We start from the raw sequence: 25616 nt of genomic DNA on the forward strand, positions 1-25616 counted from the left end.
TAAATGTAAAACGCGGTTTCTTAAAACCGCTCTATGTCAGGTTTGAGAACCTGACACCACAGGAGTTAATATGACTAAAGTCTGCTGCTTCGGCGAATTATTATTACGATTTTCTCCAGTCGCTAATGGCGAATGGATTCGGCAAACAGCCATGCCCGTGTTTGTGGGTGGTGCTGAACTGAATGTAGCAACAGCATTAGCCAACTGGGAGGTGCCTGTGAAATACAGTACGGTATTGCCCGAAAACTCACTGGCCGATGATATTATCGGGTACGTGTCCGACAAAGGCATCGACCCATCGGGTATCCTTCGGTTTGGGCAGCGGGTAGGCAGCTATTATCTGCCGCAGGGCAGCGACCTCAAAAATGCGGGGGTCATCTACGATCGGGCACATTCTGCCTTTTCGGAGTTGGCAGTTGGTAAAGTTGATTGGGATACCGTGTTGCAGGATACGAGCTGGCTTCACGTCAGCGCTATCAGTCCGGCCCTAAATGCCGATGTAGCCGCTGCCTGTCAGGAATTGGTAGCGGTGGCGTCGTCAAAAGGTATTACCGTATCGATTGATCTGAACTACCGGGCACGACTCTGGCAATACGGCAAAACTCCTGTCGAAATCATGCCGGGCATAGTCCAATACTGCGACGTTGTGATGGGAAATATCTGGGCCGCCAATTCGCTATTAGGTATTCCTGTTGATCCAGAAGTCCACATTCGAGATCAGAAGGACGAGTATCTGGAACATTCATTGGCGACGGCAGAAGCGATTCAACGGCAATTTCCACGCTGTAAAGTCGTGGCCAACACGTTTCGATTCGATACGCCACCAACTGGCCTTCGGTATTATACGACTCTTTATACCCACGGTCATCAGTACGTTTCGTCCGAATTGCTAACCGATTCGGTTGTCGATCGGGTGGGTAGTGGCGATTGCTTTATGGCAGGACTTATTTACGGCCTGTATAACCAACACGATCCGCAGGCCGTAGTCGATTTTGCCGCTGCCGCTGCTTTTGGTAAGTTGCAGGAACTTGGCGATGCGACGGGTCAAACAGTGGCCGATATAACGAAACAACAACAGAATAATTTACGGTTTTTGGTTTAAGGTTTGAGGTTTACGGTTGGCTGGCGCGTCAGCTATTTATGCGTCAGCCAACCGTAAACCTTAAACCTTAAACCTCATACCACTTAACCAAAAAAACATGCCCGTATTCTCGCCCGAAAAAATCTTTGATCTGGTTATCAATCACCCGATTGTACCCGTCTTCTATCATCCCGACGCCGACCATGCACAAGCTATTGTCCAGGCTTGTTACGACGGAGGTTTGCGCGTATTTGAGTTCACTAACCGGGGCGACAAGGCACTGGCAGTGTTTACCCAATTAATAAGCTACGTACGGAAAAACTGTCCCGACATGGCGATGGGTATTGGCACGATTCTGACAGCCGATGACACCAAAAAATTCATCGCTGCGGGTGCCGACTTCGTAGTACAACCCGTGACAACACCAACCGTGGGCGATGTATGCCGGAATTACGGAATACCCTGGATGCCAGCTGGCTCTACGTTGAATGAAATTTATCAGGCAACCTTGTTAGGGGCTAATCTGGTGAAAGTATTTCCGGGCAATGTCGTTGGTCCTGGTTTTATCAAAGCCATCAAAGGCCCAATGCCGTCGCTAAAGTTGATGGTAACGGGGGGTGTCGAACCAACCAGCGAGAGCCTGAATGCCTGGTTCAAAGCGGGCGTTACGGCAGTCGGCATTGGTTCACAATTATTCTCCGGCGACAGTGCCGATCCGTCGGCCTTGCGTGATCGTGTGGCTTCGCTTGTCCAGATTGTTACACCCTTTATTCCTCAATCCGCATGAGTAAACCCGTCGGAAACTATCGCTGGACAATTGTAGCCCTGTTGTTCTTCGCTACAACCATCAACTACCTCGACCGGCAGGTGGTTGGTCTCCTGAAACCTACGCTGGAAAAAGAATTTAACTGGTCGGAACTGGACTACAGCCGCATTGTGCAGGTTTTCTCGGCCGCTTATGCCATTGGGCTACTGATTTTCGGGCGAATTATTGACCGCATTGGTACGAAGGTTGGCTATACGGTTGCCATCATTTTCTGGAGTATTGCGGCTATGGCGCATGCTATGGCCACCAGTACTATAGGCTTTATCTTCGCCCGTATTGGGCTGGGTCTTGGTGAAGCTGGTAACTTTCCGGCCGCCATTAAAACGGTTGCCGAATGGTTCCCCAAAAAAGAACGGGCGCTCGCAACGGGGATTTTCAACTCGGGCGCTAATATTGGAGCCGTAGTTGCCCCGATTCTGGTTCCCTGGATTCTGGGTATCTGGGGTTGGCAAATGGCCTTTATCGTTACGGGCGCTGTCGGCTTCATCTGGCTTATTTTCTGGTATATCGGCTACGAAATTCCCGCCAAACAGGCCAAACTGTCCAAAGCCGAGTTCGACTACATCCACAGCGATAACGAAACAACGCCCGATGCCGTTGCGGATCACGGCAAACCCGTTTCGTGGGGTTTATTACTGGGTAAGCGCCAAACCTGGTCGTTTGTGTTCGGTAAAATGCTGACCGACCCCATCTGGTGGTTCTTCCTGTTTTGGTTACAGGATTACTTCGCAACAACATTCCATCTCGATACAAAGAAACCGAATCTGTATCTGGCAGTCCTCTACACGCTGGTCAGTATTGGTAGTATTGGCGGTGGTTACCTGTCGTCGGCGCTGATTAGCCGAGGTTGGAGCGTCTGGAAAGCCCGCAAAACAGCCATGTTTATTTTCGCCCTGCTGGTATTACCCGTTATGGCCGTACGTTTTGGGCCGGGTATTTGGGGAGCTGTCGCCCTGATTGGTCTGGCCGGAGCAGCGCACCAGGCCTGGAGCGCCAACATTTTCACCACGGCCTCTGATATGTTTCCGAAACGGGCGGTTAGCTCCGTTGTGGGTATCGGCAGTATGGCCGGTTCCATTGGCGGTATTATCTTCCCGGAAATTGTTGGCCGGATTCTGGACAGCTATAAAAAGGCCGGTGACGTACAGAGCGGTTACGGTATCATCTTCCTGATGTGCGGCTCGGCTTACCTGCTGGCATGGTTGGTCATGCATTTCCTAACGCCAAAAATGCAACCCGTTCAACTGGAGACGCCTGAATCAGAACCGGTTAGTTAAATAAAATTTGTCATGCTGACAAAGGAAGCATCTTTACTTAAGAATCCATAAGCCTTGAGACGCATTCTTTGTCAGCATGTTGATCAATCCTTAATATTCTTTAACTAGGGTATCAAATAAACCTTCAAGCCATGCGTAATTATCCAGGCAGGTAGGTTTTCAGTATGCAGTCGGGGTTCCGTCGTAATCGTATTTTGAACGTCAATCAGTCGAACGCTGGAAAATATCTGCTTATTCTGTTCGAAGAGCGGCATTGTACTGTTATACATCTCCTGAATAATCTCCAGTTTTACTTCATGACCACCACTTAAATGCCTAACCTTAGCCCGATCAATACAAAGAGCTAAATTATCGGTGAAGAAAAGTAGTAGATGAATTTGGTTTGATGAATCGAATCCAGCGATGGATTTCAAATACTCGTAGTGAGAGGGAAAGCCTAAATTTAACTCCAGGGCAAAGCTTTTCTTTGCAAACAAATGATCCCTTATTTTCTGTTGGGTACTCAACGAAGCCAAATCCCGATAATCAGAAAATCCCTGTTTCTTGTATTGATAGCCAGCCAGATCCTGATCAATAATCGGTATTTTTCGGGGAATAAAGTTTTTACCGCTTGTACTTTTACCAATACCGGGTGGGCCAGCGATCACATAAATGTTCATCGAATCACCATCACATTTCCATCTTTATATTCGGCAATGGTATGCCCATCTTCTCGAATATAAACTAATGGCTGATTAATTGAAAACAGATAGGTACGGGCATTATCGGCACACTGTTTCTGCCAGATCACAAGCTCCTGGTCTGTCATATTTCGAGGATCTTTCTCCATCGTGCCTTGTTGGTATCTGATTTTATCCGTCATAGCCAAATTCACTTTATACAAAGATAACGAAAATGGACACTACTGATTCGTCTATAAAACTGTGGGGTATTACTAAGTTGCCCCATCTGTATCCATCTACTGTTTAAGTAGCCAGCGCCAGAATACCGAAAATCCCTAGTTTTATCCTATCCTAAAAAGACGCTATCTTGTCGGTCTCATTTCCCATTCGTAGACTAACCGATAAGATGCTATTTGTTCGTTATTTACTTGCTGCTTTGGGGCTGGCTTGTCCAATCTCGCTTCTGTTTGCACAGCAACCTATTTCGATTTCTTCTCCCGATAAATCCATTGTTGTTTCCGTCAGTACTAATCCGGTAGGTAACGTATTGTACCGGGTTTCCTATAAAGGCAAAAAAGTGCTTGAGCCATCAGGCGTGGGTTTTGTTCTCAGTAAACCCAAGGTATCACTAACCCAGTTCACCATTGCGGCTGCGGACTCATCAGCAAAAGATGAAACCTGGAAACCCGTTTGGGGCGAAGTCAATCAGATTCGTAACAACTATAAAGAACTGGCGCTTACGCTGGCCGATAAAGGTACTTCAGGAATAAAGGTGCTGGTGCGGTTTCGGGTGTTTAACGATGGGGTCGGTTTTCGCTACGAGTTTCCGCAACAAAAGGCGCTGACGCATTTCGTCGTAGCCGATGAGAAAACACAGTTTGCGCTAGCTGCCGATCATAAAACCTTCTGGCAACCTGGCGATTACGATTCTAACGAATACCTCTACAACACCACCCGATTGAGTGAGGTCGATGCAACTACAGCCTCAAACAAAGAGAAAGACACGGCTTTAAAATCGCTCATTGGCCCCAATGCGGTCCAGACTCCGTTGCTCTTTAAAACGGGTGATGGCTTATATATCAGCCTCTACGAAGCGGCCTTGATCAACTATCCGGTTATGCATCTGCAACTGGATAAGAAAAAACTAACGCTCACCTCACAACTGGTCCCCGATGCTGTTGGCAACAAAGCGTATCTGCAAACACCCGCTCAAACGCCTTGGCGAACCCTTATCGTCAGCGATAAAGCTACCGACATTCTGGCCTCCAAACTCATCCTGAACCTAAACGAACCTTCCACCATCGCCGACCCATCCTGGATAAAGCCCCAGAAATTTGTGGGCATGTGGTGGGAGATGCACATCGGCAAAGCGACCTGGGAAAAAGCGGGCGGCAAACATGGCGCCAATACCCAAAACGTAAAAAAGTACATCGACTTTGCCGCCAAATACGGCTTCGATGGCGTGTTGGTGGAAGGCTGGAACGTGGGCTGGGAAGACTGGTTTGGCAACTGGAAAGAGAATGTTTTCGATTTCGTAACCCCCTACCCCGACTACAACCTCGATTCGTTGACGGCTTACGCACAATCAAAAGGCGTTCGCATCATCATGCACCACGAAACGTCTGGCTCAGTTACCAATTATGAACGCCGTATGGATGCGGCCTTTCAATACATGGTGAAAGAGGGAATCAATACGGTGAAGACGGGCTACGTAGGCCGGATCATTCCACGGGGCGAACACCACGACGGGCAATGGATGGTTGGGCATTATGAGCGCGTGGCCGAAAAAGCCGCTCAGTACAAGATCATGATCGACTCCCACGAATCGGCACACCCAACCGGCTTGCACCGTACCTATCCGAACTGGATGGCGAGCGAAGCTGCACGGGGAAGCGAGTTCAACAACGCCCCTACCCTCGGCATTACGCCCGAACATACGACCATCCTGCCCTTTACGCGGATGCTGGGTGGTCCAATGGACTTTACACCGGGCTTGTTCCGATTTAAGCTAAACCAGTTCGACAGCACCCGCACAACACGCGTTCGAACGACGCTGGCGAAACAATTGGCGCTGTACATTACCCTCTATAGCCCGTTGCAGATGGCCGCCGATTTGCCAGAAAACTACGAGAAGCATCTGGATGCGTTTCAGTTTATCCGGGATGTACCCGTCGATTGGGACGACACTAAGATTATAGCAGCCGAACCAGGTGATTACCTGACTATTGCCCGAAAAACCAAAGGGAAAGACAGTTGGTTTTTGGGTGCCATTACGGACGAAAGCAGCCGCGATATCTCCATTGATTTTGATTTTCTGGAACCCGGCCAAGCCTACGAAGCCACCATCTATCGGGATGCCGCTACAGCCGACTGGTTTGCCAACCCAGAAGCCTATAAAATTGAAACGATCCCCGTGAACAGTAAAACAAGACTGCCCATTCATCTGGCGAAAGGTGGTGGCTGTGCAATTCAAGTGAAGAAGAAATAATCGAAGGCTTATTCCAACCAGCTTGGTTATTGCAGGGTCTATCAGGCAACTAAATGGCAACCATCATGAAAAATGGAATACAATTTCTTTGCCTACTGGCTTGCATCTGGGCCTGTTCAAAGTCAAACAACGACTCACCTATAAGCCCGGAAAGCGGCCCTAAGAATACCACTGCTTTGCTGAATAATGAAGACTGGTACGGAACCGGAAGTGCGCTTAAGATAACGGCCACCTCTGCTGACACTTGCCTGACCAATCGGTTCAGCGTTTATATTTCAAACGAACTTCCTTATCCCAAAGGAGCCAGAAAAGCAGCGCCTTACAATTGCATTGGTCCCTGTAATACAACCCAATACCTCGCTTTCGAGAAAGTACCGCTAGCTATTGGCAAATACGATGTAACCCGGTTGACAAGTTGTACACCTGCCCCCGTTACAGGGGCCAGCTACGGATTGATTATTGGGGGCGATGCCGTCTTTTCTTCGTACCGAGCCCAGGGAGCCAATAGCGGCTGGATTGAAGTTACGCGCGCTGATACAATTGCGAATGTCGTTGAAGGCAAGTTCGAACTAACGCTGACCTCGCAGGATGCCAAAACAGTTCAATTCCGAAACGGTAATTTCGCGCTTCCTCTGAAGAAATAAATCGAACGTCGATGAGTAGGTTGATTTCGTGAGTTGACTTATCAAACAAAGTGCTTCTATTTTGCCTTAGTTAACTACAGACAGAATACGATCTTTTCATTCACGTTCATTCATCTTTAAAACAGAAGCTCAGTATGCAAATCAAACGGAACGCTTCGGCCCATTGGGCAGGTTCAGGCAAAGACGGAAAAGGAACCGTTTCAACCGCCAGCACCGTACTTAACCAGTCGCAGTTCTCCTTCAACACGCGCTTTGCCGATGGCATTGGCACAAATCCTGAAGAGCTGGCCGGTGCGGCTCATGCCGGTTGTTTCTCCATGCAATTAGCGTTCAACATCCAGGGTGCAGGTTTCACTGCCGACTCAATCGACACCCAGTGCACCATAACCCTCGATACCGATAGTGCCAGCATCAGCGGCTCACATCTGGTGGTAAAAGCCAGCGTGCCCGGTCTTGATCAGGCTAAATTTCAGGAGTTGGTTGAGCATGCAGAGAAAAACTGCCCCATTTCCAAGCTATTCAATACCAAAATCTCGGTGGATGCTACATTGGTGTAGTCTCCGTGATTAAAGAATAACGCAAAGGCGCAAAAGATTGACGCAAAGAACGCAATGAAATACTCTTGGCGATCTTTGCGTCATTTCTTTGCGCCTTTGCGTTAAAAAGTAGAGCACACAATAAACCGATGCAACTACCTAGTCTTTTCAGATACGTCAGCTTATTCGTTAGTTTCATAGCTAGTGCTATCAACCCATTTTGTGCATCTGCTCAATCTGGTTTTGCCAAGCCGCTTGCCTTTCCGGGTGCAGAAGGTTTCGGCAAATACACCAGCGGAGGGCGTGGTGGGCAAGTGCTCGTTGTTCGAAATCTGAACGATAGCGGCCCAGGCAGCTTTCGGGAAGCTGTTACAACGCGAGCCCCCCGGATTGTTGTTTTTGCGGTTTCCGGTACCATCGCCCTGAAATCAAAGATCCTGATTCGACAGAATAATTTGACCATTGCAGGCCAGTCGGCACCGGGCGGTGGCATTTGTCTGAAAAACTACAACCTGACCATTGAAGCCAACGACATCATTATCCGGTACTTACGCTTTCGGCTGGGCGACGAAGCCAAACAACAGGACGACGCCATCACCGGGATTCAGCAAAAGCGAATTATCATCGACCATTGTTCCATCAGTTGGGCAACTGACGAATGTGCCTCGTTTTACGACAACGAGAATTTTACGATGCAATGGTGCCTGATTTCGGAAAGCCTGAACAAGTCGGTTCATGAAAAAGGCCCTCACGGTTATGGGGGCATTTGGGGTGGTATGGGCGCTTCGTTTCACCATAATCTGATTGCTCATCAGAACAGCCGGACACCCCGATTCTGTGGATCGCGTTACCACAAACAGCCCCAGCGCGAACTCGTCGATTTCCGAAATAATGTCATTTACAACTGGGGAATCAATGATGTGTACGGGGGTGAAAAGGGGAGTCATAATCTGGTTAGTAATTATTACAAACCCGGTCCGGCAACCCCAACGAAGCTCCAGAGCCGGATTGTAAACCCATCGAAACCTTACGGTCAGTTTTTTGTCGCAGAGAATTTCGTGGTGGGTGATAGCATCATTAGTAAAAACAACCTGAGTGGTGGCGTTCAATGCGATGCGCCCGATTCGGCCATTGCTAAGCAGCCTTTTATGGTTGAGAGTCTTCCCGAGCAAACGGCGCAACAAGCCTATGAGCAGGTGCTTTTAAAGGCCGGTGCCAGCTATCGACGCGATGCCATCGACGCTCGTGTTGTCAACGATGTTCGCACTGGAACAGCTTCGTTTGGATCGCAGAAAAAAGGAATTATCGATTCCCAAAAAGATGTAGGTGGTTGGGTAACGCTGAAACAAGCCCCCGTGCCAACCGACACCGATGCCGACGGTATGCCCGATCAGTGGGAAACCAGTCACGGCCTAGATCCAAGCAGCCCGTCAGATGCTAGTCAATTTAAGCTCGACGAGCAATATACCAATGTTGAGGTCTATTTGAACAGTTTGGTTTTGTAGATGGCTCTTGGATGGCGCGAGGCTCCAGCCTCGTGCCATCCAAGAGCCATCCAAGTCTTCATAATTAGTATAATCGGCTGATTCTTCGCTTAGTCTTTGCAATAGCCATCTGAAGAAATAGCCCACCGCTTTTCATCAGTGCCATTTTTGGCCTACATTGCAGGACCTCCTACTCGTTACCTTATGGTTCACTATACTCATCCGAGTCGTATTCTTGTCGCGCTAGATTGTATCATTTTCGGTTTCGACGGAGAAGAACTCAAATTACTGCTGATCAAACGAAACTTTGATCCCGAACGCGGCAAATGGTCTTTGATGGGTGGATTTCTGAATGAGCAGGAAGATTTGGAAGCAGCCGCTCAGCGCATTCTGTACGATCTGACGGGCCTGACTAACAATTACCTCGAGCAACTACAAACTTTTGGTGCTGTAAAGCGCGACCCCGTTGAGCGAACAATCTCGGTGGTTTATTATGCGCTGGTCAATATTCAGCAGCAGGACATCAACGCTATTAAGGTGCATAACGCCTATTGGATTAATCTATCCGAAAAACCCGATCTGATTTTCGACCACAACGCGATGGTGGATCAGGCTCTTCGGCAACTCCGGTATAAAGCTGCTCTACACGCCATTGGCTTTGAATTAATGCCCGACAAGTTCACCATTCCTCAACTTCAGAAGGTATACGAAGCGATCTATAATACGCAACTTGATCGGCGCAATTTCAGTCGCAAAATCATTTCGACCGAACTCCTGATCGACACCGGAGAAAAAGACTCAAATTCAGTCACGAAGAAAGGCAAACTGTACCGGCTCAATGCTGACAAATACCAGAAATACCTTACTGATTATGTTGGTTTCTTCCCTGAGCTAACGCTATCCTGATTTGTACCTACGGGCCGGAGCACATTCGGCTTTGCCCCTCTTTCAGTTACAAACCTGGTAGATATGTAACGACAGAAGCTTTCTCTGCTATAGAATTTACGGGCATCAGACCAAGTCGTATTGCTGGTGCTTTCAGTAGGACTCTATCAGGAAAACAAATAATAATTTCATTTTCAATTCAATGAATACAAAATTGATGTAATATTGTGTCACACATACACTATTTAACAAGTTATACTCTCCTATCCTACTCAAAAAGGCTTTTTAGCCTCCCGAGAAACCTTATCTATGAATAATCAATATGTGATCGGCGTCGATTTTGGTAGCGATTCGGTCAGAGCCTTAGTCGTAAATGCCCAAACTGGCGAAGCCGTAGGAACGCACGTTCACGAATACACGCGCTGGAAACAAGGATTATATTGCGATCCAGCTACTTCCCAATTTCGGCAACACCCACTCGATTACCTCGAAGGGCTAACAGCTACGATTACTGGTGCCTTGGCCCAGGCGCCTGCCGACGTCCGTCAGCAAGTCGTCGGCATTTCCATCGATACCACTGGCTCTACTCCTTGCGCCGTTGACGAAACGGGTCTTCCGTTGGCGCTGCGTCCTGATTTTGCGGAGAATCCGAACGGAATGTTTATTCTCTGGAAAGATCATACCGCCAATGCCGAAGCCGAGGAAATCAACAATCTGGCTCATCATTGGGATACGGATTATACCAAATACGTCGGGGGTATTTACTCGTCAGAATGGTTCTGGGCAAAAATGCTACGGACGCTGCGAGTTGATGAAACCATCCGTGCGCACGCCTTTTCCTGGATTGAACACTGTGACTGGATTTCGGCAGTTCTGACGGGCAATACCAATCCATTGACCCTCAAACGATCGCGTTGTGCGGCTGGGCACAAAGCCCTTTGGCACAGTGAGTTCGATGGCTTACCCTCTGACGAGTTCTTAACCAAACTCGATCCGTTACTCAGCGGATTACGCGATCGCTTATTCACCGATACCTACACCTCCGACCAATCAATGGGGCATCTTTCCTCGGAATGGGCGGAGAAACTGGGGCTATCGACCAACATTGTGATCGGTGTTGGCGCTTTCGACGCGCATATGGGTGCTATCGGTGCCGAAATCGAACCCTATGCGTTTGTCCGCATCATCGGCACCTCAACCTGTGACATTCTAATGGCACCCAACGAGGAGATTGGTCATCGGCTCATTCGGGGTATTTGCGGGCAGGTCGACGGTTCGGTGGCACCGGGAATGCTCGGTCTGGAAGCGGGACAGTCGGCATTTGGCGATGTATACGCCTGGTTCGCGCGTCTGATTACTGGCCCTGTGCGTGAGCTATTAGGACAGGAAGCCGCCGATACGTTAAGTCAGCAGCTCATACCGCATTTATCGACAGAGGCTGCTAAGTTACCCGTCACCAGGAACGATGTCATTGCCCTCGACTGGATTAACGGACGCCGTACACCCGATGCCAATCATACGCTTAAAGCGGCTATAGCCGGGTTAAATCTGGGTACTGATGCCCCTAAAGTATTTAAGGCATTGGTGGAAGCAACGGCCTTTGGTTCGCGGAGTATTGTTGATCGTTTTCTGGATGAAGGCGTCCCGATCAAGAAAGTAATCGCGATTGGTGGCGTGGCAAAAAAATCACCCTTTGTGATGCAAACCCTCGCTAATGTACTGAATAAGCCCATTCAGGTAGCCAGTGCCGATCAGGCCTGCGCCCTCGGTGCAGCTATGTGTGCAGCAGTAGCGGCTGGTGTTCATCCAACGATGGAAGCCGCTCAAAAAGCAATGGGTTCCGGTTTCGATGCCGAGTACAAACCCCAACCCGACAAAGTAGCCATATACGAAACGCTGTATGCAAAGTATTTAAAATTGGGGGCTTTTGTAGAAAAGGAGTTATAAAGCATGTAGAACGGAGTGGTACTCCGTTCAGTCGCCTAAGCGACTAATTAACTGTTGAACAAATAGCCTGACGGCTGAACGGAGTACCACTCCGTTCTACATAAAATTATGCTCGATCTGAAACAATTTGAAGTCTGGTTCGTAACAGGAAGCCAACATTTATATGGCGAGGAAACGCTAAAACAAGTCGATGCCCATTCCTTGATTATTGCCAATTTTCTTGGTGATAAAATGCCGGTTCGGGTGGTGTTCAAACCTGTGGTGAAAACCCCAGACGAAATTTACGCCATTTGTCAGGAAGCTAACGTAGCGTCGAACTGCGTCGGGATCATTACCTGGATGCACACCTTCTCGCCCGCTAAAATGTGGATTCGGGGGTTAACCGTGCTGAAGAAACCACTTCTTCACCTGCATACACAATTCAATCGTGACATTCCCTGGAATGATATCGACATGGATTTCATGAACCTGAACCAATCGGCGCACGGTGACCGGGAATTTGGGTTTATCATGTCGCGTATGCGGTTGAATCGTAAAATCGTCGTTGGTTTCTGGCAGGATCAGGGCGTTATCGACAAAATTGCGTCCTGGAGCCGGGTGGCCGTAGCCGCTTACGAACTGAAGACGATGAAAGTGGTGCGCTTTGGCGATAACATGCGGCAGGTTGCTGTAACGGATGGCGATAAAGTAGCTGCCGAAATGACCTTTGGTATGTCGGTGAATACGCATGGCATTGGCGATCTGGTGGCCGTTATCAATCAGGTGACCGACGCCGAAATTGATCGACTCGTAGCCGAATACGCTGACAGCTACATACTGATGGATTCACTCCTGAAAGGCGGGGCCCAGCACAGTTCGCTACGCGATGCGGCCAAGATCGAAATCGGGCTGCGGGCGTTTCTGAAAGATGGCAACTTCTCGGCCTATACCGATACGTTTGAAGATCTGCACGGCATGACTCAATTACCGGGCATTGCTTCGCAACGCCTGATGGCCGATGGCTACGGTTTTGGTGGTGAGGGCGACTGGAAAACCTCAGCGATGGTTCGTACGATGAAAGTGATGGCGGCTGGTCTGAAAGGGGGTAACTCGTTCATGGAAGACTATACCTACCATTTCGATCCTGTGAATCCATTGGTACTTGGCTCGCACATGCTCGAAATATGCCCATCAATTGCGGCCGGTAAGCCAACCTGCGAGATTCACCCGCTAGGCATCGGCGGTAAAGCTGATCCCGTCCGCCTGGTGTTTAACGCTCCTGCTGGCCCGGCCATCAACGTATCACTCATCGACATGGGTAACCGTTTCCGATTACTGGTTAATGAAGTAGAAGCTGTAGATGTACCCGAAGCTCTGCCGAAATTACCCGTAGCCCGTGCCCTGTGGAAGCCCATGCCTGATATGCAAACGGGATGTGCCGCCTGGATTCTGGCCGGTGGTGCGCACCACACCGTTTATAGCCAGAATTTGACGACTGATCAAATTGAAGACTTCGCCGACATTTTCGGTGTCGAGTTAGTGGTCATTGATCGTAACACGAACCTCCGTCAGTTGAAAAACGAACTGCGCTGGAGCGAGGCTACGTATCGACAATTTTAAAGAGTGAATGAGCAAAAGAGCGAAAAGTTGATGCGCCAGCCACTCTTTCGCTCTTTCACTCCGCTTCGGCGGTCCGATTTCACTCTTTCACTCTTTAAATATCTATGAAAAAACAACTCCTAACTCTCTTCTTAGCCAGCAGCAGTTTACTGGCTTCAGCGCAGAACAAAGTAACGCTCAATGCCAACGAGGGCAAGCACCTCATTAGTCGACACATCTATGGTCACTTCGCTGAGCACCTCGGTCGTAGTATTTACGATGGTTTTTATGTGGGCGAGGGCAACACGAAAATCCCTAATAAAAACGGGGTTCGGCTAGATGTGGTCGCTGCACTGAAAAAACTAAAGATTCCGAACCTCCGCTGGCCGGGTGGCTGTTTTGCCGATACCTATCATTGGAAAGATGGTATTGGGCCAAAAGCTAAACGCCCTAAAATTGTGAATACCTGGTGGGGTGGCGTTACCGAAGATAATAGTTTCGGCACCCATGATTTCCTGAATATGTGCGAACTCCTGGGAACGGAGCCGTATCTGGCCGGTAACGTGGGGAGCGGCACCGTACAGGAATTATCGGATTGGGTTCAATATGTAAACTTCGAGAAGAACAGTCCCATGTCGAACCTGCGCCAGCAGAATGGCCGACAGGTTCCCTGGAATGTGCGCTATTGGGGTGTAGCCAACGAAGCCTGGGGTTGTGGTGGTAATATGAAACCTGACTATTACGCCAATATCTATCGGCAGTACAGCACGTTCATGAACACTCGTGTAGGCAAGGAGCGTATTTTTCGGATTGCCTCGGGAGCCAGCGACAACGATTACACCTGGACCGAGACTCTCATGAAAAATATTCCTGGTAGCCTCATGGAAGGACTGGCTATGCACCATTACTCGGTGTTATCGTGGGGCGAAGGCAAGAAAGGTTCCGCCACGGAATTTACCGATCAGGAATATTTCAAAACGATGCAGCAAGCGTTGTTGATGGATGAGTTGATCGAGAAACATTCGGCCGTGATGGACAAGTATGATCCTGAGAAGAAAATCGCCCTCATAGTTGACGAATGGGGTGGCTGGTATAATGTTGAGCCAGGAACCAATCCGGGATTCCTATATCAGCAGAATACCATGCGCGATGCAGTTCTGGCCGGGGCAACGCTCAACATTTTCCATAAACACTGCGAGCGTGTCCGCATGGCCAATCTGGCACAGGCCATTAATGTACTCCAGTCGGTTATCCTGACCAAAGGCGATAAAATTCTGCTGACGCCCACCTACCACGTACTGGAAATGTACAACGTGCATCAGGATGCAACAATGCTCCCCGTTGATGTAAAATCAGCTGATTTTGTCCTTGACAAGGAAAAACTACCCGCCGTATCGGTATCCGCTTCTCGCGATAAAGCGGGTAAAGTTCATATTTCGCTAGTCAACATCGACCCAACCAAGCCACAGGAAATTTCGGTAGATCTGAAAGGACTCAAAGCGGCTGGACTAACCGGACGAATCCTTACCTCTGCCAACGTACACGATCATAATACCTTCGATAATCTAACTAAAATCAAGCCGGTTGCCTTCAATGGTGCCAAAATAGAAGGCGATAATCTGACCGTAACGCTGCCGCCTGTTTCGGTGGTGGTCCTGGAACTATAAAGAGTGAAAGAGCGAAAGAGTGAATGAGCGCTGAGTCATCATTTCCACTCTAGCCGCTCTTTCACTCATTCACTCTTTCGCTCTTTACTCATGTATACATCTTTAAAAGAAGAATGCTACGAGGCTAATATGCAACTGCCGAAGTTGGGTCTGGTGCTGTTTACCTTCGGTAATGTCAGTGCTGTTGACCGCGAACGGGGCGTATTTGCCATTAAACCCAGTGGTGTTCCCTATGAGCAGTTAACGGCCCGCGATATTGTCATTTGCGATTTCGACGCCAAAGTGGTTGAAGGCACCATGCGCCCCTCGTCGGATACCAAAACGCATGCGTTACTCTACAAAACCTGGGAAAAAATTGGCGGTATTTCGCACACACATAGTACGTATGCGGTGGCGTGGTCGCAGGCGGGTATGGACATTCCTATTTTTGGAACCACCCACGCCGATCACACCCATCAGGATATTCCCTGCGCCCCTGCCCTAACCGACGAGATGATTCAGGGCGATTACGAGCATGAAACAGGTCACCAGATTTTCAACGTGTTTGCCGAGAAAGGGCTGAATTATAGCGAAATGGAGATGGTACTACTGCAAAATCACGGTCCGTTCACCTGGGGCAAAACCGCCGAGAAAGCCGTATACAACTCAGCTGTTCTGGAAGAGGTGGCACGCATGGCCTACCTGACGTTGCAAATCAACCCGAATACACCTCGTATCAAAGACACGCTTCGGCTGAAACACTACGAGCGCAAGCACGGGAAAGACGCGTATTATGGGCAGGGTTGCTAATCGGTATAGTATGAATACACCGAACTGACCTTTACCAACAGAGTCTATAGTAGCGATCAAACTTTTCGCTATGTATTCAGTCTATCTCTGTGACATAAACTCCTTACTAGTTCATGAAATTTTTGACCCAATTTCTCTCTCTGGCCCTCTTAGCGGGTTGTGTGACCATGAATTCCTGTACGTCTAAAAAAGAAACAACCGAACAAAAGCCAGGTATTGAAAAAGCGGTCTATGGCCAACTACCTGATGGCCAAACAGCTGACTTATATACGCTACACAATGCCGATGGCATGACCGCCAGCATTACCAACTACGGCGGAATCATCGTATCGCTAACCACACCCGATCGGAATGGGAAGTTTGAAGATGTGACGCTGGGTATGGATTCGCTGGCGGGTTACGTTAAAGGAACACCTTATTTCGGGGCGCTGGTGGGTCGATACGGAAACCGGATTGCCAAAGGGAAATTTACGCTGGATGGTAAAACGTACTCGCTCGCAACCAACAACTTCGGCAATCATCTTCACGGTGGTTTGAAAGGTTTCGACAAAGTTCTCTGGACAGCCACTCCAGTTGAAGGTGATGAACCCGCCCTTAAACTCACCTACACCTCGAAAGACGGCGAAGAAGGCTATCCCGGAAATTTAACCGTCGAGGTAACGTATACCTTACAGAAAGACAACGCCCTAAAAATTGATTATCAGGCCACTACGGATAAGCCCACCGTCGTAAACCTGACGAATCATACCTACTTCAATTTGACGGGTGGCGCTAAACGCGACATTCTCGACCACGTTGTAACGCTCTACGCCGACAAGTTTATCCCGATTGACCAAACGCTGATTCCGACGGGTAAACTACAACCCGTAGCTGGTACGCCATTTGATTTCACCAAGCCAACGGTTGTTGGAGCGCGTATCAACGATTCAACCGATACACAGATTAAATACGGTGGCGGCTACGACCACGGCTGGGTACTGAACGGCACAGGCGATTCGCTGAAATTAGCCGCTACGGTTTACGAACCTACCAGCGGACGAGTTATGGAGGTGCGCACAACCCAGCCTGCCATCCAGTTCTATACTGGTAACTTCCTGGACGGTTCTGTAACAGGCCGGGAAGGATTCCCTTACAAAAAACGGTACGCGCTGTGTCTGGAAACCGAACATTATCCAGATTCGCCGAACCAGCCCAACTTCCCAACAACGGTTCTTCGTCCGGGTGAAACTTACAAAACCACAACGATTTACCAGTTCTCATCGAAGAAAGAGTAGTATAAGGTGAATAATGGAAGATTTGCGAATAGAATTATACTAATTTTTTGTCCTCCCGACATCAGGAGGGATCTTTAGTAAATAACCAGTTACCAAAGATCCTTCCTGGCGTCGGAGGACAAAAAACAATATTATAAACAACTGACAATCAACAAATAACTCCAGATTCTATCCATTATTCACGTTAGAGCGTGTTTGGGAATTGAAAAGTAGTGGTAGTGGAGTCAACTTTGTGGTCGCCAAACGACAGAGCCATGACCAAACAGTGGGGGCACTAACCAACTACCAGTGGAACGCAATTTTGGATTTGCAAGAGTACAGTGGAGATTTTTTTAAGCGTCCATTGCAGTAGTGAAAAAATAGGTTTCTTGTTGACTGGATGTTCTTTGATGCAATGTCGAATGTTTCCGTCGACGGTTATACCAACTCTCGATCTACTCAACGAGAGCTAACCGAGCTGCTATACGTGTGGCAAAATGCACATGATTAACCAACCGCCACGGCGGACCGAGGGAAATAGGTGATCGTTTCCCTTTATGAACTGGAATAGCTCCCGTCGGTCCTGGAGAAGATGCTGACGGCCTTCTTTACTAGATCGCGTGGCTTCGGCCAGCCGATCCAATTGAGCTTCTTTCTGCCCTCGTTGCAATTGTCGGATCTGTTGCTGCTCACGGGTAAACGTGGAACTGGGGAGGGGAACTTGCTTTTTGGGGGCGTTGTGGCCACTTAGTGATTCGGCCTCGATCGACACCCAGTTCACGGTCAGCCCGCCGATGCGGCCGCATCTTGGATCGAGCCTTTAGCATATGATAACTCGACAGCTATCTCTTTAAAGGCTTCGTCAAACACACACGGTCCGCCGTTCGCGTCGTTTAGTCATAGTTACATTGGATTTTGCCCCAAAGCTGCCTAAAGCAGTATCCAGTCAAATGTAGTATGTCCACTTGGACGCCTTTACCCTGAATTTGCTCACCAACGATGAAGTCATCGCCATCGATCAGGACCCTCTGGGCAAATCGGCCAGATTGGTGCAGGAAGAAAATGGTATTCAAACCTGGATCAAACCGCTGGAAGATGGGTCATTTGCCGTCGGCCTATTCAATGTGGGCGACTTTGGGAAAACTCCAGAATCCTACTTTCGTTGGGGCGATGAAACAGCTAAATCATTCATAATGGATTTCACAAAAGTGGGCTTAAAAGGAGCATACCGCTTACGTAATGTGTGGCGACAAAAAGACGTTGGTATCTTTACTGGTTCATTCAAAACCGAGATCAGGCATCACGGCGTTGTATTGCTCCGAATGTTTCCAGGAAAGTAACCCAAAATCAGTCAGAAACATGACTAAGACAAGATCATTTAAAGTAGCATTTGCCTCATTAGTAACGCTTTCCATCTTCATGGCAGGCTTCAGAATTATCACGTATGAAGCGCCCGGAATTTCACTCGAAAACTACACCATAGAAGATGGTTTTCAGTTGAAGTTGATCGCTTCTGAGTCACTACTAAAAGCCCCCGTCAGCCTGGATTTTGACGATAAGGGACGAATGTGGGTGGTTGAAATGATCAATTATATGCCCAATCTCGAAGGAATCGGCGAAGACGAACCTACAGGCAAGATTTCTATCCTGGAAGATCTGAATAAAGACGGTGTGGCCGACCATGCCAAAGTGTTTTTAGATAAGCTCGTTCTGCCAAGAGGGCTGGCGCATGTTTACGGCGGCCTACTCTACGTAGATGGCCCCAAACTTTGGTTTGTCGAAATAAAAAATGACAAGCCGGGCAAAAAAACACTGGTCGACCCGGTTTATGCCGAAGGGGGTAATGTCGAGCATTCGTCGAATGGCTTGATGATGAACGTCGATAACTGGATTTACAATGCCAATTACAATTTTAGGTATCAGTTAAGAAATGGAAAATGGGTCAAAGAACCGACGTCGGCTCGTGGGCAATGGGGAATTACGAGAGACAATTTTGGGCGGCTGTATTACAATAACAACTCGGTCAATTTACAGGGTGATTATGTATTGCCCAACAAAATCATCCGGAACAAGTATTTCAAACCGACTATCGCTGAAAACAAGCGTTTAGCCAGTAATCGGGTATTTCCAATCCATCAAACATCAGTCAATAGGGGTTATCAGGAAGGCATTCTGGATGACAAAGGCTATCTAGTAAACGTCACGGCATCCTGTGGACCCTTGGTATACCGGGGTGGAATTTTCCCGGAAGCCTACAATCAAAACGCGTTTGTCTGCGTTCCCGAAGCCAATCTGATCAAACGAAATGTGTTACATTTTGACGGTCTTCAAACAACGGCCAGTCAGGCAATAGAAGGCAAAGAATTTATAGCGTCTACCGACGAAGGTTTCCGTCCGGTCAATTTGTTTACTGGCCCTGATGGAGCCATGTACATTGTGGATATGCACCGGGGCATCATCCAGCACAAAGCCTACATTTCACAATACCTGACCGAACAACTGGCCGCTAAAAAATTGGATACCTTACAAAATGCAGGACGTATTTTAAAAGTAACCAGCAAAACAATCAAGCCCAACACAGTCCCCGACTTATCGAAGGCTTCGAGCGCTCAGTTGGTGGCCTTACTCAGTCATCCAAACGGGTGGTTAAGAGATCGCTCTCAACAACTGCTGATTCAAAAGAAAGACCTTTCGGTTGTCGGCCAGCTCACCAAACTAACCCGGACAAGTAATTCGTTTTCAACGGCTATCCATGCCCTTTATGTGCTGGATGGTTTGAACGCCCTGTCGTTTGAAAGCCTTACTGAACTGATCAATCAATCGAAAAATCCAGAAACAATTGCCCATGCGTTAGGTCTTCTGGAGCGATTCGCTACAGCGCCACGCGTCGCTAAAATGAAAGCGATCAGCACGCAATTGCTGGCTCAGAATAATGAAACAATAGACCTGTATCTGTCGATGTCACTAAGCCCCTGGCTCAATCTGTCGGAAGCCAGTTTTCTGCCTATTCTGGCCGAAATCGACAAAAAGCATACGAGCCAGGGCATTTTTCAGGAGGCTATTACAAGTGGGCTTAGCGGTAAAGAAGACGTATATCTGGCATCGCTGAACCCAGGCGATCAGCTCAAAAAGAACTTGACTCTGGCCGTTAGTAATCGGCAGAAAAAAGAGATGAATCCCATCTTTGTTGTCGAAAAAAATACCGTCGATCCCCGAACAAAAGGGTTGAAACTGTTCCGAAGCATTTGCGCGACTTGCCACGGTGCTGATGGCAAAGGCATTCAGGATTTGGCCCCACCGCTCAAAGACTCCGAATACATAAATGGCTCCATGAAGCGGCTGGCTGCCATGATTTTACACGGTGTGAGCGGGCCGATTCACGTAAACGGCAAGCTCTACCAATTAAACAACGAAATGCCCGCGCTGATCAACAACAAGGAAATCAGCGATCAGGATATTGCCGACATTATTCGTTTTACCCAGAACGCATTTGCGAAAGATGGAAAAGATATTACGAATGAAGACGTCAAAAAAATGAGAGATAAAAAGCCGTCTGGCAACGGTATTTTCACCGAAAAGCAATTGCTGGAAGGTGATTTTGATAAGTGATTGCCCTAAACGTGCCGTGGTGTCGGTTACTTATAACCGACACCACGGCACGTAATGTTAAACATCAACCTCTTATGCCTATACCAGTTTTATATAAGCTCGTATTACGCTCGTTTTTCGTGACGCTGGGCATGCTGGCTGTCTGGTGGGGCCTCAATTCATTTTTCACTGGCTCGGTTTGGGAGGGCATGGTTGTCAGCAAATCGGCACTCGTGGTTGAATATTGCGAGTTCAATCATGTCGACAAATTCTTTCATCAACCCATGAATACGTATTCCAATCTGGTGTACTTCTTCTTTGGGGTATTGATCGTACAAATTGCCTACGACGATTATAAAAATGATGGTTTAAAGCGCCAAAATCGGCTGGAATCGTTTCCGATGCTGTCGGCGTTAATGGGTATCTGCTTCATTTATTTAGGTTTTGGCAGCGCGTTTTTTCACGCATCGCTTACCTACATTGGCCAACGGGTTGATATGAACGGCACCTACGGAATTACGCTCGTACTAGTCAGTATCGGCCTCTATCACGTGTTGTATAAAGTTAGGTTCACACAACCCGTCAAAACCATCTGGACTGTCTCGCTGGTAATCCTGATTATCCTGTTTTTGAAAATTGCCTTACTGATTCCAAGCTCTACATTATTACCCGGCCTTATACTGGCGCTACTGATATGCATCGCCATCAATTACTTCCAGTTCAGAAAAGAACGATCAGGGTTAGTAGGCATTGCAAGCCTTGTATTGATGGTAATTGCCGTCAAGTTCCGCACGTTGGATGTACAGAAAATTGGTTGCGACCCACATTCGTTGATTCAAGGTCATTCTATCTGGCATTTGCTTACAGCTCTCAGCAGCGTTTGCAGTTATTCCTTTTTTCGATTTGCCGGCAGGAAAAATAGTTTTTAAACCCAGAGTTACAGAGAAATGCATACAGAATTTATCGTGATGTCGGGTTCTAAAACCTCAAGCAAACCTAATTGTATCTCCGGAAAAGTCGTGAGGTTTACAACACCTTTCAGTTTGTATTTGGCGGCAGTAAAACGAGCTTGATTCACGATGGCGGTAGCACAACGCATTCCTCTAAATAATCCTCTTAGAAACATGGTCAGATTCGTCAAATTAGCTATCGTCGCACTTATCGTCGGCAGTGGAATTCTTTGCCTCAGTATGGCAAACCAGAAACAGCAAGCACCCAACATTGTCTACATCCTGGCCGATGATCTGGGTTATGGCGATGTATCTGTTTATAATCCGACAGGGCAGATTCCTACTCCTAACATTGACAAACTGGCCACCCAGGGTATGCGCTCCTGACAGGCCGTTATCCCTGGCGTAGTCGGCTATTTTGCCATCCGTAAAGGCGATTGGAAACTCATTGAAGGTCTCGGTTCGGGTGGATTTACGGAGCCGCGAGATGTGAAACCTGTGGCGGGAGAGCCTACCGGGCAGCTCTACAATCTGGCAACCGATCAACTGGAAACAACTAACGTATACCAGCAAAATCCAGAGAAGGTAAAAGAGTTAACAGCGCTGTTAACTCAGATTAAACAAGGAAAAACGAGGTAGCATAACGCTAATTTTTGTCATCCCTCCTGCGTCGGGATGACAAAAAAGCATCTATAAACTACTAAAGCCGATCTATTCGATCGAGAATTGACCGGCATCAATCTTCAAAAAATCCTATACTTGTATATAGAGAGCTCTATACGTTACTACACAAAATTTAGTCAGTCAGCAAAAACTTTTGTGTGTTGTTTATGACGGAACCCTTTTGCAGAAAGAGGATTTTAAGCATGTAAGATAAAATATTAAATTTCCAACTAGCTGTATATGAGAGGCTTTTAAAATAAAATGATTTAAAAATTTGTTTTTATAAAATAATCGTTTCTACCTTTGAAGCACATTTCAATTACTACCTGCAAAGTAGTTGTTATTTATACAGATAAAGCTTTGGGCGAATGATTTCGGCTTTCTGTAGCGCCGTAACATTAGATCAGTGCTAATTTTCCAACCTATAAATAACCAGTTATATGCGAATGCATTTTACGCTTTGTTGTAGTATCTACAGGGAAAGCCCCCAGACCCTTTCCAGATTTCACTTCTGTTGACACGTTACTAGTTTTATCCATCAATCTTGCCATTGCAGTTTGCCGTTTCGCTTTGCTGCAACGCTTCATCATCAAACATTTTTTTTCATCATATTACTATATAAAATCCATATAGTATATGTATTTATAGAAGCTAAAAACGCATGATAACTTATCCCTTCTGATTCTGTGGTGTGCGGCAATCTCTGTTTCCAAAAAGATAGGCGTTTACTTTTGAAATGCAGGCTCTTCAGTCGACAACTATTCTTACTAAAAACAGGGGTGCCCACCCACGGAATCAGAAGGAACAAATTCCGTTAAAACAACTCATGGCTGCCGAAGACGTAAAAATTCTAGCAAAGAAAATTGGTGTAAGCATTCTGGTTTACGCCATCCCACTAGCTATCCTAAGCGGTGGACTTCTGCTTATCAAATCACTACTGTTCAATTAATTACTATAACAATGGCTCTCGATCAATCCTTATCAAAGAAGATTATTCGCGATGGGCTGATTAGCATAATTCTCTATGCACTGCCCGTAGTCGCGTTGGTTATCTGGTTTAGCTACACCGGCGAAACACCCTGGAAAAATCCGGTAAAAGGATACTCTCAACTAACGGCACCTGATTTCCTAACCTTTCTGGAACCCGTTTTCAAGAATCTGAAATCCTGGGGTTTTATAGCGTTAGCACTGGGTTTGGGCACGCTGGAATTTGCCCTGGGACTTTACGACAACAAGTGGACATCGACCGAGCGTAAAATCGATATCGTCTGTTTTCTGGCTCCCAAGTTCCTGATTCCGCCGGTTGTTGCGTATTTCAGCCTAACGCTTTTGCCTACGCTACTACCCGGCTACGCCAACATTTTCTCATGGGTACCTTTCTGGGGGGGCTTCTTCCTGATTGCCGTAGCCGATGATTTGACTCAATACTGGTATCACCGGCTGCACCACCAGATTCCGTTCATGTGGCGTTTCCACCGGACACATCACTCGGCCCCTTATATGGGTATGGCAATGGCTAGTCGGCAGAATTTCATTTATACGATCTTCTTCTCGCAAACCTACCTGACTGCTACGCTCATTTACCTCGGTCTGGGTTACCCCGCCTTGTTTGTAACGGCTATTAAAAGCTTAATTACCATGATGGCGCACAGCAGCATTGCCTGGGATAAACCCTTCTACAAATACCGGATTCTACACCCCATCGCCTGGGTCTTGGAGCGGCTCATTTCTACACCAGCCACACACCATGCCCACCACGCCGACACCACTGACGACGGCATCGGAAACTACAAAGGCAACTTTGGTAATATGTTTTTCCTCTGGGACGTCATTTTTGGCACCGGGCTAATCACTCGCCAGTACCCGACCTCCTACGGCATCAAATTTTACAAAGAGGAAGAATGGTACGCTCAGTTTTTGTGGCCAATCTTCAAATCAAAAAAAGAAGGTAGTGAGCTGGCAACCGATGGCCCTGAAGTGGGCGATGAGGTAGTGGCAGAGCCGACATCTAACCTGGTAAGTGCCTAACAAACAAGACCTATGTTCTCATTTCAATCCGTTATTCCCGCTACTGCTTTATTGATCGCCAGCGTGGCTTTCATGACAAAAACGGGAGTAACCAATAAAAAGTCGGCCAAGGTTCCTCAAAAGTCGATTGCGCTCTGTGGTGCATCAACGTGTAAAGTGCCATCGCGAGCCGTCGCCTTACGAACGAGTCTGGTATCAACTACGTCCAAAGAGTCGAGTACTGCCGATATGGTGCTTATCAAAGGGAGTAGTTTTCAGATGGGTACCGTCGATTATCCGGATGCAAAACCCGTACATGCCGTAACTGTAACTAGTTTTTGGATGGATACCCACGAGGTAACCAACGCTCAGTTTGAGGCCTTTGTAAAAGCTACGGGCTATCGTACTGTAGCTGAACGCCCGCTAAATCCGGCTGATTATCCGGGCGTACCCGCCGATAAGTTAGTACCCGGTTCGGCGGTATTTACCCCACCTACCCAGGCCGTTTCGTTGCAAAATCCCTTGCAATGGTGGCAGTACGTAGCAGGTGCCAACTGGCGGCATCCACTTGGTCCTCAGAGTAATCTGGTTGGAAAAAGCAATGAGCCAGTGGTACAGGTGTGTTACGAAGATGCTGCCGCTTATGCCCGATGGGCGGGCAAACGCTTACCAACTGAAGCCGAATGGGAGTTTGCGGCACGGGCAGGCCGGAAGAACGCAACCTACTACTGGGGCAATACCCTGAAACCAAACGGGAAATGGGTGGCGAATATCTTCCAGGGATCGTTCCCAAACAAAAACTCATTGGAAGATGGCTTCAAAACAGTAGCGCCGGTCAAAACCTTTCCGGCCAACCCTAATGGATTGTACGATATGGATGGCAACGTCTGGGAGTGGTGCAGCGATTTGTACCGACCCGATTATTACCAGAAAAGCCCTGCTGTTAATCCAAAAGGCCCAAACGACAGCTACGATCCCGACGAGCCCGGAACAGTAAAACACGTACAACGTGGCGGGTCATTTCTGTGCAGCGACCAATACTGTACCCGCTATAAAGCAGGCAGCCGGGGAAAAGGCGAAACTACCAGCGCCAGCAATAATCTAGGATTTCGCTGTGTTCGTACAGCTGAATAAATAAGCAGTAACGCGGGTTTCCACGGCAGCGGCCGACCGTCCGCGTTACACCTACAAAAAAGCCAGCCCTGTTGCAGCGGGGCTGGCTGGTCAAAACAAGGCTCGGAGGCAACCGAATTTGAGCAGTCGTTGGCACGACTAGCCCAGTACCTTATTG

23 protein-coding genes are annotated in these 25616 nt (G+C 47.9%); 20 read left to right on the forward strand and 3 right to left on the reverse strand.

From position 1 onward, the window contains the following. Positions 1 to 70 precede the first annotated feature (70 nt). The 3 genes from ACYVGR_RS01660 to ACYVGR_RS01670 all read left to right on the forward strand — a co-directional run bounded on the left by ACYVGR_RS01660 (position 71) and on the right by ACYVGR_RS01670 (position 3184). Positions 71 to 1102, forward strand: a complete 1032-nt coding sequence (locus ACYVGR_RS01660; protein WP_460953400.1) for a sugar kinase — start codon at positions 71 to 73, stop codon at positions 1100 to 1102. Positions 1103 to 1199: 97 nt separating this feature from the next. Then, entirely contained in the window at positions 1200 to 1868 is a 669-nt protein-coding gene (locus tag ACYVGR_RS01665) for a beta/alpha barrel domain-containing protein (protein ID WP_460953402.1), read from the forward strand. Then, on the forward strand, positions 1865 to 3184 hold the full coding sequence (locus tag ACYVGR_RS01670) for an MFS transporter (protein ID WP_460953404.1): 1320 nt from the start codon (positions 1865 to 1867) through the stop codon (positions 3182 to 3184). The genes ACYVGR_RS01665 and ACYVGR_RS01670 overlap by 4 nt, the downstream gene beginning before the upstream one ends. A gap of 104 nt (positions 3185 to 3288) precedes the next feature. Here the strand turns inward: ACYVGR_RS01670 and ACYVGR_RS01675 are convergent, their stop codons facing one another. Further along, positions 3289 to 3843 (reverse strand): hypothetical protein, encoded by a 555-nt coding sequence (locus ACYVGR_RS01675; protein ID WP_460953405.1) that lies wholly within the window; start codon positions 3841 to 3843, stop codon positions 3289 to 3291. Next, positions 3840 to 4046, reverse strand: a complete 207-nt coding sequence (locus tag ACYVGR_RS01680; RefSeq protein WP_460953407.1) for a hypothetical protein — start codon at positions 4044 to 4046, stop codon at positions 3840 to 3842. Before ACYVGR_RS01680 ends, ACYVGR_RS01675 begins: the two co-directional genes overlap by 4 nt. A 206-nt stretch (positions 4047 to 4252) precedes the next feature. Here ACYVGR_RS01680 and ACYVGR_RS01685 point away from each other — a divergent pair, with 206 nt between their 5' ends. The 10 genes from ACYVGR_RS01685 to ACYVGR_RS01730 all read left to right on the forward strand — a co-directional run bounded on the left by ACYVGR_RS01685 (position 4253) and on the right by ACYVGR_RS01730 (position 17138). Further along, the gene (locus ACYVGR_RS01685) at positions 4253 to 6334 is read left to right on the forward strand and encodes a glycoside hydrolase family 97 protein (RefSeq protein WP_460953409.1); all 2082 of its coding nucleotides are present in this window, start codon (positions 4253 to 4255) and stop codon (positions 6332 to 6334) included. Between the two features lie 65 nt (positions 6335 to 6399). Next, on the forward strand, positions 6400 to 6978 hold the full coding sequence (locus ACYVGR_RS01690; RefSeq protein WP_460953411.1) for a hypothetical protein: 579 nt from the start codon (positions 6400 to 6402) through the stop codon (positions 6976 to 6978). A gap of 134 nt (positions 6979 to 7112) precedes the next feature. Next, positions 7113 to 7535 carry an OsmC family protein gene (locus tag ACYVGR_RS01695; protein ID WP_460953413.1) on the forward strand — a complete coding sequence of 141 codons (423 nt, stop codon included), beginning with the start codon at positions 7113 to 7115 and terminating at the stop codon, positions 7533 to 7535. Positions 7536 to 7663: 128 nt separating this feature from the next. Beyond that, positions 7664 to 9019 carry a pectate lyase family protein gene (locus ACYVGR_RS01700; protein ID WP_460953415.1) on the forward strand — a complete coding sequence of 452 codons (1356 nt, stop codon included), beginning with the start codon at positions 7664 to 7666 and terminating at the stop codon, positions 9017 to 9019. Positions 9020 to 9202: 183 nt separating this feature from the next. Continuing rightward, the gene (locus ACYVGR_RS01705) at positions 9203 to 9904 is read left to right on the forward strand and encodes an NUDIX hydrolase (protein WP_460953416.1); all 702 of its coding nucleotides are present in this window, start codon (positions 9203 to 9205) and stop codon (positions 9902 to 9904) included. A 288-nt stretch (positions 9905 to 10192) separates the two neighbouring features. Next, entirely contained in the window at positions 10193 to 11830 is a 1638-nt protein-coding gene (locus tag ACYVGR_RS01710; RefSeq protein ID WP_460953418.1) for a ribulokinase, read from the forward strand. 108 nt (positions 11831 to 11938) lie between these two features. Continuing rightward, a complete protein-coding gene (gene araA, locus ACYVGR_RS01715; RefSeq protein WP_460953420.1) occupies positions 11939 to 13429 on the forward strand; it encodes an L-arabinose isomerase in 1491 nt (496 codons plus the stop codon). Between the two features lie 104 nt (positions 13430 to 13533). Then, the gene (locus ACYVGR_RS01720; protein ID WP_460953421.1) at positions 13534 to 15075 is read left to right on the forward strand and encodes an alpha-N-arabinofuranosidase; all 1542 of its coding nucleotides are present in this window, start codon (positions 13534 to 13536) and stop codon (positions 15073 to 15075) included. A 90-nt stretch (positions 15076 to 15165) separates the two neighbouring features. Further along, positions 15166 to 15864 carry an L-ribulose-5-phosphate 4-epimerase gene (locus tag ACYVGR_RS01725; protein WP_460953423.1) on the forward strand — a complete coding sequence of 233 codons (699 nt, stop codon included), beginning with the start codon at positions 15166 to 15168 and terminating at the stop codon, positions 15862 to 15864. A gap of 113 nt (positions 15865 to 15977) precedes the next feature. Next, on the forward strand, positions 15978 to 17138 hold the full coding sequence (locus tag ACYVGR_RS01730) for an aldose epimerase family protein (protein WP_460953425.1): 1161 nt from the start codon (positions 15978 to 15980) through the stop codon (positions 17136 to 17138). A gap of 460 nt (positions 17139 to 17598) precedes the next feature. Here ACYVGR_RS01730 and ACYVGR_RS01735 read toward each other — a convergent pair whose 3' ends face one another. Beyond that, positions 17599 to 17889, reverse strand: coding sequence for a hypothetical protein (locus ACYVGR_RS01735; RefSeq protein WP_460953427.1), 291 nt, complete (start codon positions 17887 to 17889; stop codon positions 17599 to 17601). Between the two features lie 193 nt (positions 17890 to 18082). Here ACYVGR_RS01735 and ACYVGR_RS01740 point away from each other — a divergent pair, with 193 nt between their 5' ends. The 7 genes from ACYVGR_RS01740 to ACYVGR_RS01770 all read left to right on the forward strand — a co-directional run bounded on the left by ACYVGR_RS01740 (position 18083) and on the right by ACYVGR_RS01770 (position 25459). Then, complete coding sequence (locus tag ACYVGR_RS01740) at positions 18083 to 18457, forward strand: hypothetical protein (RefSeq protein ID WP_460953429.1); 375 nt, start codon at positions 18083 to 18085, stop codon at positions 18455 to 18457. A gap of 19 nt (positions 18458 to 18476) precedes the next feature. Beyond that, positions 18477 to 20726, forward strand: coding sequence for a DUF7133 domain-containing protein (locus tag ACYVGR_RS01745; RefSeq protein WP_460953431.1), 2250 nt, complete (start codon positions 18477 to 18479; stop codon positions 20724 to 20726). A gap of 74 nt (positions 20727 to 20800) precedes the next feature. Continuing rightward, complete coding sequence (locus ACYVGR_RS01750; RefSeq protein WP_460953433.1) at positions 20801 to 21634, forward strand: ceramidase domain-containing protein; 834 nt, start codon at positions 20801 to 20803, stop codon at positions 21632 to 21634. A 261-nt stretch (positions 21635 to 21895) separates the two neighbouring features. Further along, the gene (locus tag ACYVGR_RS01755) at positions 21896 to 22042 is read left to right on the forward strand and encodes a sulfatase-like hydrolase/transferase (RefSeq protein WP_460953435.1); all 147 of its coding nucleotides are present in this window, start codon (positions 21896 to 21898) and stop codon (positions 22040 to 22042) included. A 1012-nt stretch (positions 22043 to 23054) separates the two neighbouring features. Beyond that, positions 23055 to 23267 carry a hypothetical protein gene (locus ACYVGR_RS01760; protein WP_460953437.1) on the forward strand — a complete coding sequence of 71 codons (213 nt, stop codon included), beginning with the start codon at positions 23055 to 23057 and terminating at the stop codon, positions 23265 to 23267. Between the two features lie 11 nt (positions 23268 to 23278). Further along, positions 23279 to 24346, forward strand: a complete 1068-nt coding sequence (locus ACYVGR_RS01765; RefSeq protein ID WP_460953439.1) for a sterol desaturase family protein — start codon at positions 23279 to 23281, stop codon at positions 24344 to 24346. Between the two features lie 12 nt (positions 24347 to 24358). Next, positions 24359 to 25459: a formylglycine-generating enzyme family protein gene (locus ACYVGR_RS01770; protein ID WP_460953441.1), complete on the forward strand. Its 1101-nt coding sequence runs from the start codon at positions 24359 to 24361 to the stop codon at positions 25457 to 25459. Positions 25460 to 25616 lie beyond the last annotated feature (157 nt).

Source organism: Spirosoma litoris (assembly GCF_054776755.1).